Here is an 18,375-nt window from a genome sequence, read left to right on the forward strand (position 1 = left end):
AGAGTGCAACTACCTACGTATTTCTCGAGTAGATGCGTCGCCAGTTGCACTTTCGCGGCGACGAATAATGCGGTCGGGACGGCTGTAGACGTTCATCGAGTCCCCCCGCAAGAACGCCACCAGCGTCACACCGGACTGTGTGGCGAGGTCCACCGCCAGCGACGACGGCGCGGAAACCGCGGCCAGCACCGGGATCCCGGCCATCACAGCCTTCTGGGTCAACTCGAACGACGCGCGGCCGCTGACGAGTAGCACCGTGCCGGACAACGGGATTCGACTCTGCTCGACGGCCCAGCCGATCACCTTGTCGACCGCATTATGGCGGCCGATGTCCTCGCGTACCACCAGCATCCGTGCCTCGGCGTCGAACAGTGCCGCACCATGAAGGCCGCCGGTGCTGGCGAACACATTCTGCGCAGCGCGGAGTCGGTCTGGCATCGCGGTGATCGCTTGCGCGTGGACGGTGACCGGGTCGTCGCCGGGACAGTACCGGCTGATCGACTGCACCGCTTCCAGGGAAGCCTTGCCGCACACGCCGCACGACGACGTGGTGTAGAAGTTGCGGGTGACGTCCACCTCGGGCATCGGCACGCCGGGCGCCAACGTCACGTCCAGCACGTTGTAGGTGTTGAGGTCGCCGCCGTCGGCCCCTCGGCAATACCGGACGGTGAGCACGTCGTCGCGGCGGGCGATCACGCCTTCGGTAAGCAGAAACCCTTGGGCCAGCTCGAAATCGGAGCCGGGCGTGCGCATCGTGACCGTCAATGGGCGGCCGTTGACCCTGATCTCCAGCGGTTCCTCGACCGCCAGCGTCTCGGGCCGTTCGGCCGCATGACCAGCCGCCAGGTGGCTGGCTCTCCGGCGTGCAGTAACGCGACCCATGGTTATCGAGCCGCCGAGCGGGTGACTTCGATCGGGACGTGCTTCATCACCGGTTGACCGCTCTCGGCGTTGAAGTTCCCGATTGGGCACAGCACGTTGAGCTCGGGCATGTAGCCCGCCGCGCAGCCGCGGGGAATGTCGTAACCCACCGCGCGGTAGCCGTACACACTGCGCCGGGTGCCGTCCTTGGCGATGCTGGTGATGTCGATGTAGTCAAACTCGGAGATACCCATCTCGGCCATGTCTATGGTGTTCATAAACAGTAGCGTGCGCAGGTTCTTCACCCCCCGGTACCGGTCGTCATCAGAATACACCGTGGTGTTGAACTGGTCGTGGGAGCGCATCGTGCCCAAGATGAGTTGTCCCTCGGGGGGAACCACGTTCGGCAACTCGGCAGCAGAAAATTCGGCCTTGCCCGAGTCGGTGAGAAACACGAGCTCTCGTGCGGGCTGGCGGATCCGGAAGCCCAGCGGTTGACGCACCCGCCGGTTGAAGTCTTCAAAGCCGTACAGCCCCTTGGCCATTCGGTTTCGGATCAGGTCGTAGTCGGCGACGAGTTCGCGCCACGGGGTCTTAGAGTTCGGCAGGGTGGCTTCGGCGATGCCAGCGACGATGGCCGGCTCCGACAATAGGTGCGGTGACGCCGGTTCTTTCATGCCCACCGACAGGTGCACCATGCTCATCGAGTCTTCGACCGTGATCGACTGAATCCCGCTGGCTTGCCGGTCGATTTCGGTGCGCGCCACGCAGGGCAGGATCAGTGCGCGCCGGCCGTGGACCAGATGGCTGCGGTTGAGTTTGGTGGAGACGTGCACGGTCAGCTCGCATTGGCGCAACGCTTCGAAGGTGTAGGCGGTGTCGGGTGCGGCCAGGGCGAAGTTGCCGCCCATTCCGAAGAACACCTTGACGTCGCCGCGGTGCATCGCATTGATGGTGGCGACCACGTCCAGCCCGTGCTCACGGGGCACGTCTATCTCGCAGGCGGCCGCGATGCGGTCGAGAAACTCCTCGGACGGATGATGGTCGACGCCGCAGGTCCGGTTGCCCTGCACGTTGCTGTGGCCGCGAATCGGGCAGGGCCCCGCGCCTTCTCGGCCGATGTTGCCGCGCAGCAGCAACAGATTGACGATCTCACGAACGGCGTCGGGCCCGTGGGCGTGCTGGCTCACGCCCAGGCACCAGGCAATGATGCTTGCCCTCGCGTTCCGATAAACGTCTGCGAGACCGCGGATTTGGTCGACAGGCACACCCGACTGGTGTTCGATCTCCGGCCAGCTCACCGCCTCGCACGCCGCTTTGTACTGGGCGAAGCCGCGAGTGTAGCGCTCGATGAACAGCTCATCGATTGCCGCCGGGTCGTCTTTGGCGGTTTCCAGTAGCGCCTTTGCGACGCCACGAATCAGCGCGAAATCTCCGCCGGTGCGAGGCTGGATGTTCATCGTGCTGATGTCGGTGGCGCGGAACAGCGCCATGTCGAGCATCTCGTGCGGCACGATCGTTCGGGTCGCGGCAGCTTCGATCAGCGGGTTGATATGCACGATGGCCGCCCCGCGGCGATGCGCCTCCACCAACGCCGTGAGCATCCGCGGGGCGTTGGTGGCGGCGTTGACGCCCATGATGATGAGGCAGTCGGATTCTTCCCAGTCGACCAGGTCGACGGTGCCCTTGCCGGTGCCCAGCGTCGTCAACAATGCGACACCGCTGGCCTCCTGGCACATGTTCGAGCAGTCCGGGAAATTGTTGGTGCCGAACTCGCGGACGAACCACTGGTAGAGGAAGGTTGCCTCGTTGCCCAACCGGCCCGAGGTGTAGAAGGAGGCCTGGTTAGGCGAGTCCAGACCGCGCAGAGTCTCTCCGATCAGTGCGAATGCCCGCTCCCACTCGATGGGTACGTAGTGGTCGGATTGCGGGTCGTACACCATGGGTTGGGTGAGCCGACCAGCATCCTCCAGCGCAAAATCGCTCCATGTCAGCAACTCGGTAACACTATGGGCGGCAAAGAAATCAGGGCCGACGCGCTTGGGGTCCATTTCCCAGGTCGAGTGCTTGATGCCGTTCTCGCAGATATCCAGGCGCAGGCCCTTGCGGTCGTCCGGCCAGGCGCAGCCCGGGCAGTCGAAGCCGCCGTTTTCGTGGTTCATCCGCACGATCACCTGCGGACCTTCCAGCAGCTCGCGACGTTGCAGCAGTACCTTGCTGACACTCATCGCTGCGCCCCATCCCGCCGCGGGGTGGTGATAGTCGCGTTTCTTCGGGCGACCCTCCCCCGGCCCGCATCCGGGTGCCGCCGATTCTGGCGTGCCCTGTCCCAGCAAAACCTCTGCACCCTCGCCGGGCAGCCGGGATGCCGACTCGTCAGGTGTTGTTGTGGTCATCGTCGTACTCTCCTTATGCCGCAGGGGCTTTCCGGTCAACAGCGATGCGCGGCCCTGCCGCGTCCCTGCGCAATCCGATCGACGCCGGGATGGCCTCGGCCGAAATCCGGCGGCGGAACACCCAGTACGTCCACGCCTGGGCAACCAGCACCGCCGGGGCGGTGATCAGCGCGGCCCACGTCATGATCTTCAGCGTGTACGGCGTCGACGACCCGTTGTAGACGGTGACGCTCCACTGCGGGTTCAGCGTCGACGGCACCAGGTTCGGATACAGCGCGCCGAACAGCAGCACGACTACCGCGGCGACGACGAGCGTCGTGCACACGAAAGTCCAGCCTTCCCTGGGGTTTCCGGTCATGACTTTCAGACCGATCCACTGACGCCACACCAGCGCGACCGCGACAAGCTGAGCGATCACGGCGGCCGCCAGCACATACCAGGTCCAGTTTTTCCCGTGGGCCAACTGCGTCCACAGCCCGAACGCCGCGACGACAGCCGTGACCGGCAGCGACAAGACGGTTGCGAAACGCAACGCATCCTCGCGAACTCCCTGCGCGGTCTTGAGGACCAGGAAAACCGCGCCGTGGAACAAGAACAGCGCGCCGGTCGCCACGCCGCCGAATACGGTGTAGGGATTGATGATGTCGCCGAACGACAGATGGACACGATGGTTCGCGTCGACCGGAAGGCCACGCACCAAAATGGCGAACGCGACACCCCACAGCACGGCGGGCAGCCAGGATCCGGCAGCGATGCCGACGTCGGCCCACTTGCGCCACCCGGTGTCGTCGACCTTGCCCCGCCATTCGATCGCGACGACACGGAGGATCATGCCGAAGAGGATTGCAAGCAAAGGTAGATAGAGCGCAGAGAAAACCGTTGCGTACCAGTTGGGGAACGCGGCGAACATCGATCCGCCGGCGACGATCAGCCACACCTCGTTGCCGTCCCACACCGGTCCGATCGTGTTGAGGACCGCCCGTCGGTGCATCTCAGGGTCGCCCTTGGCGACACGGCCCAGTGGCGCCATCAGCATCCCGACGCCGAAGTCGAAACCTTCCAGAATGAAGAATCCGACGAACAGCGCGGCGAGGATTACGAACCACAGTTCATGCAAGTCCACCGATGAATCAATTCCTTTCAGTACGCGAACGACAGCGGTGCAACCTCGTCCGCGCTCGGTACGGCCGGCGGCGCAGGCTCGGCATCGTGCTCCTGGGGACCGGCAACCACGTAGCGGCGCAACAATCCGAACCAGATCACCGCGAGCACCGCGTAAACCAACGTGAGTGTGATGACCGAGAACAGCACCATGCCGGCGACGTGATCCGACACCCCCTGCTGCACGGTGATGTGGATCATCTGATCGCCGGTCGGGTTGGGCGCCACGATCCACGGCTGACGGCCCATTTCGGTGAATATCCAACCCGCACTGTTAGCCAAAAAGGGGGTGGGGATCGTCAGTAATGCGAACCAGGATAACCAGCGCCACTTGGGGATCCGGCCACCGCGAGTCAGCCAAAGGGCGACCAGGGAAAACAACACCGGCACCGCCAACAGGCCGACCATCGCGCGGAAAGACCAGTACGTCACGAATAGGTTTGGCTGATAGTTGCCCGGACCGAACTGCTTTTCGTAGCGCAGTTGAATGTCCTTGACGCCTTCGAGAGTGACGCCGCTGAACTTTCCCTCGGCCAGGAACGGCAGGGCGTATCGCGCCTCGAGCACACGCGCCACGCTGTCGCAGTTGTTATGGGTGCCCACTGTCAGGATCGAGAAGGTCGGGTCGGTCTCGGTGTGGCACAACGATTCCGCGGATGCCATCTTCATAGGCTGCTGCTTGAACATCAGCTTGCCCTGGATGTCCCCGGTGAAGAACAAGCCCACCGAGGCGACCAGCACAACCAGACAGCCCAGGATGGTTGCCGGACGGTACATGGTGCGTGCGTCGTCGGCCGTGGGTTCGCGCACCATCAACCAGGCGGAGACCGCGGCGACGAACACTCCTGCGGTTAGCCAGGCGCCCACGACCGTGTGAGTGAACGCCGCTATTGCCGTGTTATTGGTGAAAAGCACGACGATGCTGTCGAGTTCGGCGCGTTTGGTTTCCGGGTTGTAGTGCGCTCCGACCGGATGCTGCATGAACGAGTTGGCCGCGATGATGAAGAACGCCGATACGTTGACCGAGATGGCCACCACCCAGATGCAGGCCAGGTGCACGAGTCGCGGCAGCCGGCTCCACCCGAAGATCCACAAGCCGACGAACACCGACTCGAAGAAGAACGCGGCGAGCCCTTCCATGGCCAACGGTGCGCCGAAGATGTCGCCGACGAAGCGCGAATACTCACTCCAGTTCATCCCGAACTGGAACTCCTGCACGATCCCCGTTGCGACGCCCAGCGCGAAGTTGATCAGGAAGAGCTTGCCGAAGAACCTCGCCAGTCGATACCACGATGTGTTGCCGGTGGCCACCCAAGCGGTCTGCATCAGGGCGATCAGCGGAGCCAGCCCGATCGTCAGCGGCACCATGATGAAGTGGTAGACGGTCGTGATCCCGAACTGCCACCGCGAAACGTCGACTACATCCATCAGCGCGTCACCTGCTTACGCCCCCACCAACTGGAGCACCACGCTCATGACCAAACGATAAGCCGGGAAAGCACCTGGGCGCGCGAGTTCCGCCAGATTATCAATAGATAGTTTCTATTAGTCCTGCGCCTTGCCAGCCAAACATTTTTCCGGTAGTGATTTTCTCGTTCGGCAATGGACGACAACTCACCCGTTTGCTCCCCCGCACTTTCGCATAATTCTGGGCGATAATCACGACGTAACGGCGGGAACCGTGGAGCGCACCTCCAGACCGGCCAGATCGTCACGTCGAGCCGCAACTCGTAATCGCGGCGCCTGCAAGAGTTCTGGACTTGAGCCTGACGACCGGTCGTCTCATCGCCGAGCCGTCGGCGGTGACACGCGACATCGTCATATTCACTATCGATGAGCCGATACATGCTTTTTATGGTCTTTACCCGCTTCTGTCATCGCAACTTCGGAACCTCAGCGGCCGTATGTTCTCAGGTGCGTAGTGATGACGGCTATCTTTCCGCTCAGACGGCGGTTGCTTCTCGGCGATGCGCTACGTTGGCGTGTTTCCTAAATTTCTCCAGTCGATAGCACCGCTATTTCGGTGCACAATTCGAATTCTTCAGCTACCGGCGGGCCATCTAATACGACGGACTCGGATGCGGCAAGCCCGCCGGCCATGACATGAACGATCCCGACCCCGTCCAGCCAGCTCGCTCGACGAGCGCGATCGGCGGGTGATGCACGGCGGCACCCACGCGTCTCCGATAAACACGGTCAATCACCGCATAGGAATTCGTTCTTGGACGTAAGGTCAAGCACCCTGCAAAGGTGATCGACAGGAACCATCAAACGAACGAGGGGTGTGGCGGTGCTCGCGTTGACCGCACCGGAATCCGGTGTCGAGACTCAGCAGCAGCGCCGCGAACGCGTTTTGGACGCCGCGCTGGCGATTGCGGCTACGGGCGGCTACGAGGCGGTTCAAATGCGCCTGGTGGCCAAACGATCAGGTATCGCCGTCGGTACGCTCTACCGCTACTTCCCGTCCAAAGTGCACTTGTTGGTGTCGCTCCTGGGCCGGGAAATTGAACACGTTGATACCACCGCCGAGCTCAACGCCGTCGCCGGCAGCGCATCTGAGCGACTGCACCACATCATCGACCGACTCAACAGGTCAATGCAGCGCAATCCGCAACTGGCAGAAGCAATGACGCGTGCCTTCGTCTTCGCCGACGGGTCGGCGGCCGCCGAGGTTGACCGGGTCAGCAGGATGACGGACCGAATGTTCGCCCGGGCGATAAGCGATGGGCAGCCTGCCGAGCAGCATTACCGCACCGCCAGGGTGATCTCCGATGTCTGGCTGTCGAATCTGCTGGCGTGGCTGACCCGGCGGGCATCAGCTGCCGACGTCAGCAGGAGGCTGGACCTCGCTGTACGCCTCTTGGTCGGGGAATCTATCTGCCGCTAAACAGCGGGACGCTGCTGGGGAAGGGCGACCGCACGCAGCTGTGGCCTCTTCGCGGTTGCGCCGCGGGCCCGTCGGACGCCTGTCATGACCTTGGGGCCAACAGTGACTGCCACTGGAATCCACAGCGGGAACATGATGAAGAACATGAAGACGGTGAGCTGTAGAAATGCCACGATGTGCTCGCTTTCTTCGCAAGGCGGAATTGGGATTTCGTGCGCTCGGCCGTCGCGCTGCAAAGGAAATTACCCAGGCGGGCCGCAGCGGGCGACGTCGTCAGCGGACCAAGTTTCGGCGCAGCCTTGTCTGCGGAAGACAAAGCGGCCACAATCTCAGCAATTACCAAAATCGAAGCACGTCAACCGGGTTACGATGCCAACCACCAGACGAGGAAATCCCGACGGGCCGGGCGAAATGATCGAATTGACGACAGCGTCATCGTTTATTGATTGGGAAGAGCTGACCGGTCAATCTCAGTTCGTGGTGGACCTTGTCAGCATTCCGATCTTCAGCGCAATCGCGGGTCTGATCACGAATTGGACTGGCGTGCTGATGCTTTTCGCGCCGGTCCATTTCACCGGCTTCCACATGCGTGGCCTCAAGACAATCTTTCCGCTTCTGCCGCGCAAGGTGCAGATCTTGCCGATCTTCGCACCCAACGGCGTCCTGGGCTTCCAGGGGTTCATCCCTTGCCGGGCGGAAAAGATGGCCAGCCTGATCGTGGACAAATCGATTTTCCGGATCGGCGGCATCGCGGACTTCTACCAGGAGCTCGAGCCCGACGTCCTCGCGGAACAACTATCCAAAGCAGCGCGGCCGAATATTCGCCAGCTGGCGACCGACGTTCTCGAGAAGGAGCATGCGCTGCTGTGGCAGATATTGCCGCAGCCGGCGCGCAATGCGGTACTCGCCACGATCGACGAACGGCTACCGGTGATTTCCCGCAAGGCCTTCGCCAAGATCGGCGAGCACATCGACGACCTGCTCAACGTCAAGCTGATGACCGTCAACTACCTGCGCAGCAATCCGGGCATCCTGTGCGACATCTTCAAAGGCTTCGGCGGGCCGGAGTTGAGGTTCATGGTCCGCATCGGCGCGCTGGGATTTTTGTTCGGCTTTCCCCTGGCCCTGTATCTGACGTTCGTGCGCGAGTTTCATCCGCCGGTTCTGAGTGCGATCCCCACTTGGATCATGGTTCTCGGCGGCGCGGCTCTCATTGGAGTCGTCGTCAACATCCTGGCAATCAAGGTCGTGTTCGAGCCCGGCGACCCGCAGCCGCGGTACAGGTACCTGTGGAAGCAAGGACTACTGCCGAGGCGACAGCATGAGGCGGCGGCCCAGTTCGCTCACATGCTGTCGACGGAAGTGCTCACCGTCACCAACTTCGCCCGAGAACTGCTCTTCGGCGCCTGCGGTGACAAGACCGCGGCGTTTATCGGTGAGGTTGTCTCCGACGAGGTCACCGGAATCCTGACGCCGGTGGTCTCCAGCCTGGCCCATACCTTCGGGCTGGTTGATTTGGACTCACTACAACGACGGGCGAGTATGGAATTCGTCAACTTCGCGCCGGAAGTATTCTACTCCAAGGAGTTCAACGAAGAGAAGGCGAAAAAGATCGAAGCCTTTGCGACGCAACGGTTCCGGGCGCTGCCGCCGGCCGAGTTCGGCGAGATGCTTTATACGGCAATCGAGCAGGATGCGTGGCTGCTGTATGTCCACGGCGGGTTGCTCGGGGTGGCGGTCGGCGCCGTGCACCTACTGCTTTTCGGATGGTGAGCTGCCGATCAGGCCTCGCCCAGTGGCCAGTTATTGCACGGTTTTAACGAAATCCCGTGTAATAACTGGCCACTCGCGACCTGGCTGGTGCAAAGCGCCGTGTCACGCCTGCCCGCGGATTTTGTCCTGCCGGCCGTCGGTATCCCAGCCGCCGGCGTTGTAGCCTTCCGTATCGATGCACGCATCGATGAATTGCCGACCAAACGCGGTAAGGGCGATGCTGCGGTAGATCGTGATGGTCTTCTGCCCGCTTTCGATCGCGTGCAAGGCGGCGGGTTGCACTTCCAAGAGCGCATACCTGCGATAGTCGTCGACCGGTTCGCGCGACAGGTCGATCAGGCCCAGGCGTTCGAGGTTCGCGAAGTAATGGTGGTCGCGGTCGGGCCAGTGACAGCCCGCCATCGACGCGACCATGCTGACGTCGCCGGCCAACAACACTGAGCCCACTTGGAACAGCGTCTTGGTTCGCACGTCGAGCAGTGGCTGGGTGCCGGCCACGGCCAGGAAGCGCAGGATTCGCGCCTCATCGGGAAGCAGTTCGTCGAGGATGCGTGAGAAGGACGGGTGCACATCGCGGCGTTGCAGCTCCGGCTTGTAGGAGATCCGGATCAGTGCGTTGCCGCGCTTCCGCAACGCATCTATCTCGTCGCGCGGGCCGACGACCTTGTCGATCACATCTCGAACGCCGGTCAATGGTGCTGTCGCGACTTGGCGTAACCCCTCCCCGACTTGCTCGACGACCGGTTGCACCGGTTCGGTGGCAGCACCGATGACCCTGCCCAAGACGTCGGTGGCGGGGTTTCTGCCCAAGACCGCGCTGACGAGGTTGTCGGGCTGGGTGGCCGCCGACGGCGCCGATTTTCCGTTCGCGGTCGCGGGATCGGACGTCGACGGGCTCGTCGGCTGTTCGCGCCCGGGTGTCCCCACTACCTCATTGACCGCATCGCTCACCGCTGCGAACGGGTTCCACAAACCCGGCTCGTTCACAGATTCGGACGCCGTCGCCCGCTCGGTGGGCGGCGCCGACGTGCTGCCCGTTTGAAAGTTCAACAGGCGGCGGATGTCCGTCACACCTGCGGCCCGCCCAACAGCGCCAAGAGGATTCAGTAAATCGTCGACCGGGCTTCGTCCTGCCGCTGCGCCTCCCAACAGCCCGGCGGATGCATCGCCAGCGCCGTCTGGATATCGCAATAGCTCCAACGCATTCCATACATTTGTCGCCGCGCTGCGCAGATGTTCGACGGCGTTGACAACTTCGGTGGCCAGGTTCCTGATAAGAATCACCGACGCGCCGGACTCACCGAGGGAGTCCAGATTCAGATCGCCAAGCGGCGGCACCGATCCCGGCTTGTTGCGATCTTCTGGACTCGGAGTGCTCATGCTGTTCCCGCCACGGGCGACTTGTGTCTTACGTCACATTCTACGCGACAGCCTGATTCCCCACCCGGCCCCGCTCGGGTGGGGAATCAGTCGTGCTGTCACCTCTTGGCTGTCGTCTTCTTGGCGTTCTTTTCCTTAACCTTGGCGAGCTTCTCGATCTGCTCGTTCAAAGCCTTCGACCGCGCACGCAGCGCTTCGATGCTCGAATCCTTCGTGTCCTTCGCCATGTCCGTGACATCTGATTCGAGTTTCTCGACGTTTTCGAGCACGTCGTCGACAAATTCTTTGGTGTTGTCGAGAAGCTTCGACACCAGACCGGAGACGGTTGGGTCTGCCATTTTGGATTTCCTCTCGTCGTGCTGTGTAGGTGAATGTGTGTCCTTGGCAATGACTTTGGTAACAGCCTCCTCCCTTACTGCAGCCGCGGCTGGCTCACGTTTGGCAACCCCGCGTGGTTACGCACTCGCATTGGCGGCTCCGACTAAGGCGTCTGCGGCCATCAGACCGAGGCTGTGTGACGCCAGCGGACTGTCACCGGTGAGAAGAGTGCGGTCTTGGTGCGTCTTGCCGGTCATGTCATCGTTGACGACGGTGATACCCTGCTTGCTCAGCAGATCGGCGACCAGCCACTGTAAACGGCCTGGCAGGTAACCGATCTCGATATTCGACCCCTCGTCGAGCGCATCGGGAAAGACACAAACCGAGTAGCCCTTGAACGGCGATTCTTGCCTACCCAGCGATGCAGCGAGCAAAGCTGCCGGCCCATGGCACAGGGTGATGATCAACTTGTCCTGCGACAAAGCCCAGTCGAGCGTCCGCCCCACTGCCGGGCTTGCCGGTAGCCCGACGACGGCGCCGTGGCCGCCCGGGATGAAGACCGCAAGGTAGTCCGAGTCCGGACCGAGATCGTGCGTCACGACATCGGAAAGCTTCTTGGGCTGCTTGAGCTTTGGCTTGAGCGCCTCGTAAGTCGCGAGGACGGCCTGGTCCTCGCGCGGCATCGCCCACAGCTCCAGCTTGGCCGGATAGCCAGCCACCGTTGCGACATCGACATCGAAGCCCGCCGCCATCATGTGGTGCACAGGAAGCAGCATCTCGACCGGATGATTGCCGGTGGAGAACATCTTGCCGTTGCCCAGAAGGACGTAGCGCTCCTCGGTCGCGATCATGAGCACCTTCCACCTGCCGTCGGTATAGGCGCCCTTGTGCCGTACGCCATCGAAGTTGGTCTTCGGCGACGTGTACTGGCTCAGTGAATACGGGGACGGAAAGAACGCGTTGTCCTCGGCCGGGTCCGGGGTCGGGTCTTTGCTCAGTTCGGCTGCATGGCCGGACATTTCGTTTCTTCCTTCCTGTGTCAGTCGAGCCGCAATGCCGCCGGCGCGTGGTCAGGGACAACGGGTTTGAGCGGCTGCACGGGACGGATCCGCTGGTAGCCCGAACCGAGCTCCGGTCGGGTGTCGGCTTCGCCCTTGTTGGGCCAGAAGGAGGTGGCCCGTTCGGCCTGGGCGGTGATCGTCAGCGACGGGTTGACCCCGATGTTGGCGGAAATCGCCGAACCGTCGAATACGTGCAGACCGGGGTGGCCGAACACCCGGTGATACGGGTCGACGACTCCGCGTTGCGGCGAGCCGCCGATCACGCACCCGCCGAGAAAGTGCGCGGTCATCGGGATGTCGAGGATCTCCCCAACGCTGCTCCACGGCGTGCCGTCGATCTCGCGGGCCATCCGACGGACCGCCTCGTTGGCCGCGGGTATCCAGGTCGGGTTAGGCACCCCGTGCCCCTGCCGTGACGACAGCTTGAAGCGCCCCAGCCGACTCCGCTTGGGGAACAGCGTCAATGAGTTGTCCTCGGTCTGCATCACCAGCGCGATGACCGTGCGCTGCGACCAGTCACGCAGTCCGACATACAGCGACGCGGCCTGCGCGGGATGGCGCACCAGTTGTCCCAACCACTTCAGCCATCGGGGCACCTTTCCGCCGCCGTCGGTCATCACGGTGGTCAGCAGCGCCATCGAGGTGGAGCCCTTGCCGTAGCGGACCGGTTCGATGTGGGTCTTGTCGTCGGGGTGGATCGACGATGTGATCGCAATGCCGGTGTGGAAGTCGGCGCCCTTGCGGTGGCGCAGTTTGACGCTCGCGGTACACAGCGCCTCAGAGTTGGTGCGGGTGAGCTCACCCAACCGTGGCGAAAGCTGCGGTAAGACGCCCTCGGCCTTCATGCGGTGCAGTAATTGTTGGGTCCCCCAAGTGCCGGCGGCGAACACGACTTGTTCGGCGGTGAAGGTTCGAGCGGTCTTTTTCGCCCTCCAAGAGCCGGTGCGAACGGTGTCGACGGCGTAACCGCCGTCGATCGGCCGCACTTCGGTAACAGTTGTCAGAGGGTGAATTTCGGCGCCGGCCTGCTCGGCTAGGTAGAGGTAGTTCTTCACCAGCGTGTTCTTGGCGTTGTGCCGGCAACCGGTCATGCACTCGCCGACTTCGAGGCAACCGCGCCGACGGGGACCAACGCCACCGAAGAACGGGTCGTCCACTTCCACACCGGGCGCCTTGGTGTTGTTTGGCCCGAAGAACACGCCGACCGGCGTCATGCCGAAGGTGTCTTGTACTCCCATTTGCTCGGCGACGCTAAGCATCACGCGATCGGACCGGGTCATCGTGGGGTTGCGCACCACCCCGAGCATGCGTTTGGCTTGGTCGTAGTACGGTGCCAGCTCTGCCTTCCAGTCGCTGATATCGGCCCATTGCGGATCTTTATAGAAGGCATCGGATTTCGGCTCGTACAGTGTGTTGGCGTATACCAGTGAGCCGCCGCCGACACCGGCGCCGGCCAGGATGAGCACGTCGGGCAGCGCGTGAATCCGCTGAATTCCGGTGCAACCCAGCTTCGGCGCCCAGAAGAATTTGCGGATTTGCCAGTTGGTCTTGGGCAGCTCGTCGTCTTCGAAGCGCCGCCCGGCCTCCAGAACGCCGACCGAATAGCCCTTTTCGGTCAGCCGTAGCGCCGCCACCGATCCGCCGAATCCCGATCCGATCACCACAACGTCATAGTCGAATGTCATGCGTGTTCTCCTACTTGACGCCGGGGAGTCGCTTGAGGGCGCGCAGACCGGTGGTCATGATCCGCGCGTAGCGGCCCGGGTTGAGCCATGTTGGTGCACCGACCGGTAGCAGGCGCTCGGTCGCAATCGTCTGCGACTCGGTGTATTTGAGAATTCCGTGTTCCCCGTGGCGGCGCCCAAGGCCGGACGCCTTCATGCCGCCCATCGGCGCGTCGACCGATCCCCACGCCGCCGCGTAGGCCTCGTTGACATTGACCGTGCCGGCCTGCAGACGGGCTGCGACGGCCTGCCCGTGCTTCGGGTTCGACGTCCACACACTGAAATTGAGCCCGTAGTCGCTGTCGTTGGCCTTCGCTATCGCCTCGTCTTCGCTATCCACCCGGTACAGCGAGACCACCGGTCCGAACGTTTCGTCGGCGAACGCGGTCATGCCTTCGCGAACCCCGGAAAGGATTGTCGGCTCGTAGAAGTGCGGGCCGATGTCCGGGCGCGCCTTGCCGCCGGCCAGCACGGTAGCGCCCTTGCCCACTGCGTCGTCCACGTGCTCGACCACCGTCTTGAGTTGCTTCTCGGAGATCAGCGAACCCATGTCACCCGAATAGTCCAGGGCTGCTGAGAGTTTCATCGCCTTCGCAGCGTCGGTGTAACGGGTGGTGAATTCGTCCCACAGCGTTCCCGGGACATAAATGCGTTCGACCGAGATGCACAACTGCCCGGCGTTGGAGAAGGCCGCCCGAATCGCGCCGGACACGGCCTTACCGACGTCGGCGTCGTCGAGAACCAATAGTGCGTTCTTGCCGCCCAGTTCCATCGAGCAGTCGATCAGTCGCTCACCTGCCTGCGCGGCGACGGTGCGTCCGACCGCAGTGGACCCGGTGAACATCAAATAGTCGGATTGTTCGATGATCGACCCGCCAAGTTCCGAGCCCGATCCGGTGACGACCTGCACCAAACCCGGTGGCATGCCGGCCTCTTCGAGCAGTCGCACCGCCCATAGCGCCGAAAACGGGGTCTGCTGGTCCGGTTTGGTCAGCACGGCGTTGCCGGCGACGATCGCCGGTATGGCGTCACTGATACCGAGCGTCAGTGGATAGTTCCACGGCGAGATGATGCCGACCAGACCCTTGGGGTGATGGAGTTCGGTCACCTGGGTGAGCACCAGCTGCACACCCTGTCGCCGCTTGGGGCGCAGGTAATCAGCCGCAGTGTTCGCGTAGTAGCGGGCCGTCAAGCAGACGTCGAGGACCTCTTCGAAAGCATGCCGGCGCGCCTTGCCGTTCTCGAGCTGGATCAGGTCGAGAACTTCGTCCTGGCGTTGCAGCACCAGATCGTGGAAGCGCAGCAGCATGGCGGCGCGTTCTTTGATCGGCCGGGCGGCCCAATCAGGCTGTATCGCGCGGGCGCGCTCGGCGGCAGCGGCGACGTCGTCGGTCGTGCAGCGAGGGACATCGCCCAGCGGCTGGCCCGTCATCGCATTGGTGACTTCCAGGCGGGAATCCGCAGCGGACTCCACCCGGCTGGCCAATTCCTTGATCAGAACCGTGGTCATGACGACGCCAGAATCCGGTTCAGCGTGAAGCGCCCGGTTTCCTCGTCGACCATCTCCATCGCGATGCGCCGCGCCCGAACCGCGACGCGGTCGGCCTTGACGTTGATGTCGCGGCGCGGCACGGTCTCCTCGCCCAGGCGGCGCTGAATGGTCTCCAACACGACGAAGTCGCGCACCGCCCACTCGTGGAACATGGCGCGGAGAAAGTCGGCGACGCGGGCATCGCCGCTCGCAAAGTTGCGCCCCATCTGTAGAAAGACGTGCGTCACGCCGGGCGATTGCGGTGTGAACCCCTGAATTCGCAAGAGCTCGTGGGATTTTCCGGTCTCGGGAGCAATGACGTAGTGCTGGACGTGCAGCGCCGGTGAGACGAACGTTCCTTCCTCACGCCGGCTACCCGTGGTCTCGGAGGGAAGTCCGGTGATCTCTGCCTCCCACGGGGCAAGCCTGCTGGGCGGCGTCGTGCGGGTGTAGGAGACCGAGCGTTCGGAGACTTCGACCTCGTCGAGCTGCGGCAGCACCTCGATATCGGGCGGCACAACCTCCGGATGCATCACGAACACATCTGTCAGGTCGAGGTAATGCTCATGCAGCAGTAGGTAATTGGCCTCGACACGCAGTACTTCGGTGGTGCTCTCCCAGCCCGTCCCGTCGGCGTACCACGGAACCCGCGGCGGCGGGCGCAGTGCGGCCACGCCGGGGTCGCCGAGCCAGATCCACACGAACGGCGACTGCTCGTAGACCGGGTAGGTGCCCACACGGGCGCCCGGCGGAACGTTCTCCTGCGACGGCACGTCGGCCAGGCAGCCGTCGGGGTCGTAGGCGAAACCGTGGTAGCCGCAGACCACGCGATCGCCGTCGCGCCGGCCCTCCGACAGCGGATAGGCGCGGTGGATGCAGCGATCCTCCATGGCGACCACGTCGCCAGAGCCACGGCGATATAGCAGTACGGGCTTGTCCAGCAGGCGACGGGCGAGCAGGCTCTCCCCGACCTCGTCGGTGGTCGCGGCCACGTACCAACAGTTGAACGGGTAGTTCGATCTCATAAGTCCAGCACCAGCCTTTCCGAGCGCGAGCGCGAAACGCAGGTCATCATCACGTCGTTGCGGGCCTTCTCGGCGTCGTTGAGCACCGAGTCGCGGTGATCGGGTTCGCCGTCGAGCACGTCGCATTCGCAGGTGCCGCAGACTCCCTCCATGCAGGAGCCGAGCACGTCGACACCGGCTTCTTCGCACACCTGGTAGATCGACTTGTCCGGCGGCACAGTCAACGTCACGCCGGAGCGCTGGCATTCGACTTCGAATGTCTCCAACGCTCCGGGTGACGGCTCCTCGATCGCTTTGGCCGAGAACCGTTCGATGTGCAGGCTGCCCGGCGGCCAGGTCTTGCACGCGTCCTCGACCGCGGTCAGCAGGCCTTCGGGGCCACAGCAGTACACCAGCGTGTTCTCGCCCGGGTCGGCTAACGCCGAACTCAGATTTGCGCGGAAGTTCGCACCGTCCTGGGCATCCCGCGCGCAGACGGTGACGCGGTCACCGTAGCGCTGCAAGCTGTCGACGAACGCCATCGACGACCGCGTCCTACCGCCGTACAGCAGCCGCCACTGCGCGCCGGCGGCCTCGGCCGCCGCGATCATCGGTATCAGCGGGGTGATGCCGATGCCACCGGCGATGAACAGGTACCGCGGCGAACCGACGAGCGGAAAGTGGTTGCGGGGGCCGCGAATACGAACCGTGCTGCCCTCGTGCAGCTTGTCGTGCACGAATTGGGATCCGCCGCGACTGTTGGGGTCGAGGAGCACGCCCACTTGCCATTCGGCGCGGTTGGCGGTGTCGCCGCACAGCGAGTACTGCCGCACCAGCGACGGCGTCATGAGCAGGTCGATGTGTGCGCCGGGCGCCCATTCCGGCAGGTCGGCGCCGGTCGGGTCGGCGAGCGTCAGCGTGACGACGCCGTCCGACACCTCCTGGCGGCGCCGAACCTCGACGTCGACCTCGACCTCGCGGTAGGCGGGTCGGGCCCGGGCCGTCTCCGTTGCGGTCACGATGTTCTCCGGACCGGAATCGAGTTGTACTGGTTGAGGAACAGCGCCCGCACGCGTCTGGGGTCGCCGTCCAGTTCCAGGTCGGGGAAGCGTTCCAGTGTCCGCTCGATCCACAGCTTCAGCTCGAGCCGGGCGAGGTTGGCGCCCAAGCAGAAGTGCTTTCCCCGGCCGCCGAAGGCCTGGTGTTTGTCGGCGAGGCCCTCGCGGGTGATGTCGAACTTGTGTGGGTTCGGGAATACGCTCTCGTCCCGGTTCGACGCGATGTACCACAGCAGCAGGCGGTCGCCTTCCTTGATCGTCTTGCCGTGCAACTCGGTGTCTTTGGTGGCGGCGCGCGCCATGAACGAGAATGCGGGATAGCAGCGCAGCCCCTCTTCCACTGCGGCCGGGATCAGTTCTGGGTTGTCCTGAAGCTGTTGGCGCAGCTCGGGATTGCGCAGCAACTCCAGCATCGTCGCGCTGTAGGTTGCCCGGGTCGAGTCGTTGCCCGCCGACATCAGCAAGACGAAGAATGTGGCGATTTCGAGTTCGTTGAGCTTGTCGCCCTCGACCTCGGCGTCGACCATGGCGGTGAGCAGGTTGCCGCCGATGGAGTCGTCGCGCTGCGCGATCCTGTTCTGGGTGTACTCGACGATCTCGCCGACGACACCCATGGTGTCTTTCCACTGCTCGCGGATTACCGGGTCTTCGAACGCGGTGAAGACGTTCGTCCAGTGCACCAGCGTGGCGTCGTCCTCTGGCGGCGTGCCCAGCAGTGAGCCGATCACGCGGGACGGGATGGGCCGCGCCACGTCGGCGACCAGGTCGAACCGTTGCTTGTCGGCGACGCTGTCCAGAACACCGTCGATGATTTGCCTGACTTCATCCTCGTGGGCGGCTACCGCCTCCGGGGTGAACTCCTTGATCACCAACGCCTTGAGCCGGTCGTGGCGTGGCGGGTCCATCGAAATCAGTTGCAGCCGCTGGATATCCAGCGGAACGCCGACGTCGTCCCAGTGGAAGATGCCGCGTCGTTCGGAGGAGAAGGTCCGGTGGTCGCGGCTGATGGCGCGCACGTCGTCGAAGCGGGTGATGTCCCAGAAGCCGCCCTCCTCCGGCCTGTTGCGTTGCGGGCTGAAGTGTGCCGGGTCCTCGCGCTGCATCCGGGCGAAGAGGTCATACGGCGGCCCGTCGTCCCACACCGAGGGGTCGGCCAGGTCGACGCTGTCCAGATCCAGTCGGTCGATGGTGGTCATCGCTTCTCCTTCAACTTATGTACAA

At 63.4% G+C, this 18,375-nt stretch carries 15 protein-coding genes; 3 read left to right on the forward strand and 12 right to left on the reverse strand.

Annotation, left to right across the window (positions count from 1 at the left end):
- Positions 1–9 precede the first annotated feature (9 nt).
- From fdhD to AWB95_RS00840, 4 genes are read right to left on the reverse strand one after another with little or no spacing between them, the layout of a single operon-like run.
- Entirely contained in the window at positions 10–882 is an 873-nt protein-coding gene (gene fdhD, locus AWB95_RS00825; protein ID WP_085167427.1) for a formate dehydrogenase accessory sulfurtransferase FdhD, read from the reverse strand.
- Positions 883–884: 2 nt separating this feature from the next.
- The gene (locus AWB95_RS00830) at positions 885–3,257 is read right to left on the reverse strand and encodes an FdhF/YdeP family oxidoreductase (RefSeq protein WP_084706979.1); all 2,373 of its coding nucleotides are present in this window, start codon (positions 3,255–3,257) and stop codon (positions 885–887) included.
- Positions 3,258–3,270: 13 nt separating this feature from the next.
- A complete protein-coding gene (cydB, locus tag AWB95_RS00835; protein WP_062539069.1) occupies positions 3,271–4,380 on the reverse strand; it encodes a cytochrome d ubiquinol oxidase subunit II in 1,110 nt (369 codons plus the stop codon).
- 17 nt (positions 4,381–4,397) lie between these two features.
- Positions 4,398–5,846: a cytochrome ubiquinol oxidase subunit I gene (locus tag AWB95_RS00840; protein ID WP_062539070.1), complete on the reverse strand. Its 1,449-nt coding sequence runs from the start codon at positions 5,844–5,846 to the stop codon at positions 4,398–4,400.
- An 862-nt stretch (positions 5,847–6,708) separates the two neighbouring features.
- Here AWB95_RS00840 and AWB95_RS00845 point away from each other — a divergent pair.
- Both AWB95_RS00845 and AWB95_RS00850 read left to right on the forward strand, forming a co-directional pair.
- Complete coding sequence (locus AWB95_RS00845; protein ID WP_373280753.1) at positions 6,709–7,305, forward strand: TetR family transcriptional regulator; 597 nt, start codon at positions 6,709–6,711, stop codon at positions 7,303–7,305.
- A gap of 144 nt (positions 7,306–7,449) precedes the next feature.
- Positions 7,450–9,078 (forward strand): DUF445 domain-containing protein, encoded by a 1,629-nt coding sequence (locus tag AWB95_RS00850; protein WP_238600909.1) that lies wholly within the window; start codon positions 7,450–7,452, stop codon positions 9,076–9,078.
- A 102-nt stretch (positions 9,079–9,180) separates the two neighbouring features.
- Here the strand turns inward: AWB95_RS00850 and AWB95_RS23165 are convergent, their stop codons facing one another.
- The gene (locus AWB95_RS23165; protein WP_169714618.1) at positions 9,181–9,753 is read right to left on the reverse strand and encodes an Abi-alpha family protein; all 573 of its coding nucleotides are present in this window, start codon (positions 9,751–9,753) and stop codon (positions 9,181–9,183) included.
- Between the two features lie 94 nt (positions 9,754–9,847).
- On the opposite strand from AWB95_RS23165, the gene AWB95_RS23170 reads away from it, so the two are divergent.
- Complete coding sequence (locus AWB95_RS23170; RefSeq protein WP_062539073.1) at positions 9,848–10,120, forward strand: hypothetical protein; 273 nt, start codon at positions 9,848–9,850, stop codon at positions 10,118–10,120.
- Between the two features lie 436 nt (positions 10,121–10,556).
- Here AWB95_RS23170 and AWB95_RS00860 read toward each other — a convergent pair whose 3' ends face one another.
- From AWB95_RS00860 to AWB95_RS00890, 7 genes are all read right to left on the reverse strand, one after another.
- Complete coding sequence (locus tag AWB95_RS00860) at positions 10,557–10,796, reverse strand: hypothetical protein (protein WP_062539074.1); 240 nt, start codon at positions 10,794–10,796, stop codon at positions 10,557–10,559.
- 117 nt (positions 10,797–10,913) lie between these two features.
- Positions 10,914–11,795 (reverse strand): glyoxalase III HchA, encoded by an 882-nt coding sequence (gene hchA, locus AWB95_RS00865; protein WP_062539075.1) that lies wholly within the window; start codon positions 11,793–11,795, stop codon positions 10,914–10,916.
- 20 nt (positions 11,796–11,815) lie between these two features.
- Positions 11,816–13,522 (reverse strand): GMC oxidoreductase, encoded by a 1,707-nt coding sequence (locus AWB95_RS00870; RefSeq protein WP_062539076.1) that lies wholly within the window; start codon positions 13,520–13,522, stop codon positions 11,816–11,818.
- A 10-nt stretch (positions 13,523–13,532) separates the two neighbouring features.
- Positions 13,533–15,071 (reverse strand): succinic semialdehyde dehydrogenase, encoded by a 1,539-nt coding sequence (locus AWB95_RS00875; protein ID WP_062539077.1) that lies wholly within the window; start codon positions 15,069–15,071, stop codon positions 13,533–13,535.
- Positions 15,068–16,084 (reverse strand): Rieske 2Fe-2S domain-containing protein, encoded by a 1,017-nt coding sequence (locus tag AWB95_RS00880; RefSeq protein WP_346223221.1) that lies wholly within the window; start codon positions 16,082–16,084, stop codon positions 15,068–15,070. Before AWB95_RS00880 ends, AWB95_RS00875 begins: the two co-directional genes overlap by 4 nt.
- A 29-nt stretch (positions 16,085–16,113) precedes the next feature.
- Entirely contained in the window at positions 16,114–17,115 is a 1,002-nt protein-coding gene (locus AWB95_RS00885; RefSeq protein WP_062539079.1) for a PDR/VanB family oxidoreductase, read from the reverse strand.
- Positions 17,112–18,350, reverse strand: coding sequence for a cytochrome P450 (locus AWB95_RS00890; RefSeq protein ID WP_062539080.1), 1,239 nt, complete (start codon positions 18,348–18,350; stop codon positions 17,112–17,114). The genes AWB95_RS00885 and AWB95_RS00890 overlap by 4 nt, the downstream gene beginning before the upstream one ends.
- Between the last annotated feature and the right edge of the window lie 25 nt (positions 18,351–18,375).

Origin of the sequence: Mycobacterium celatum (assembly GCF_002101595.1) — a bacterium.
Classification (GTDB): Bacteria; Actinomycetota; Actinomycetes; order Mycobacteriales; family Mycobacteriaceae; genus Mycobacterium; species Mycobacterium celatum.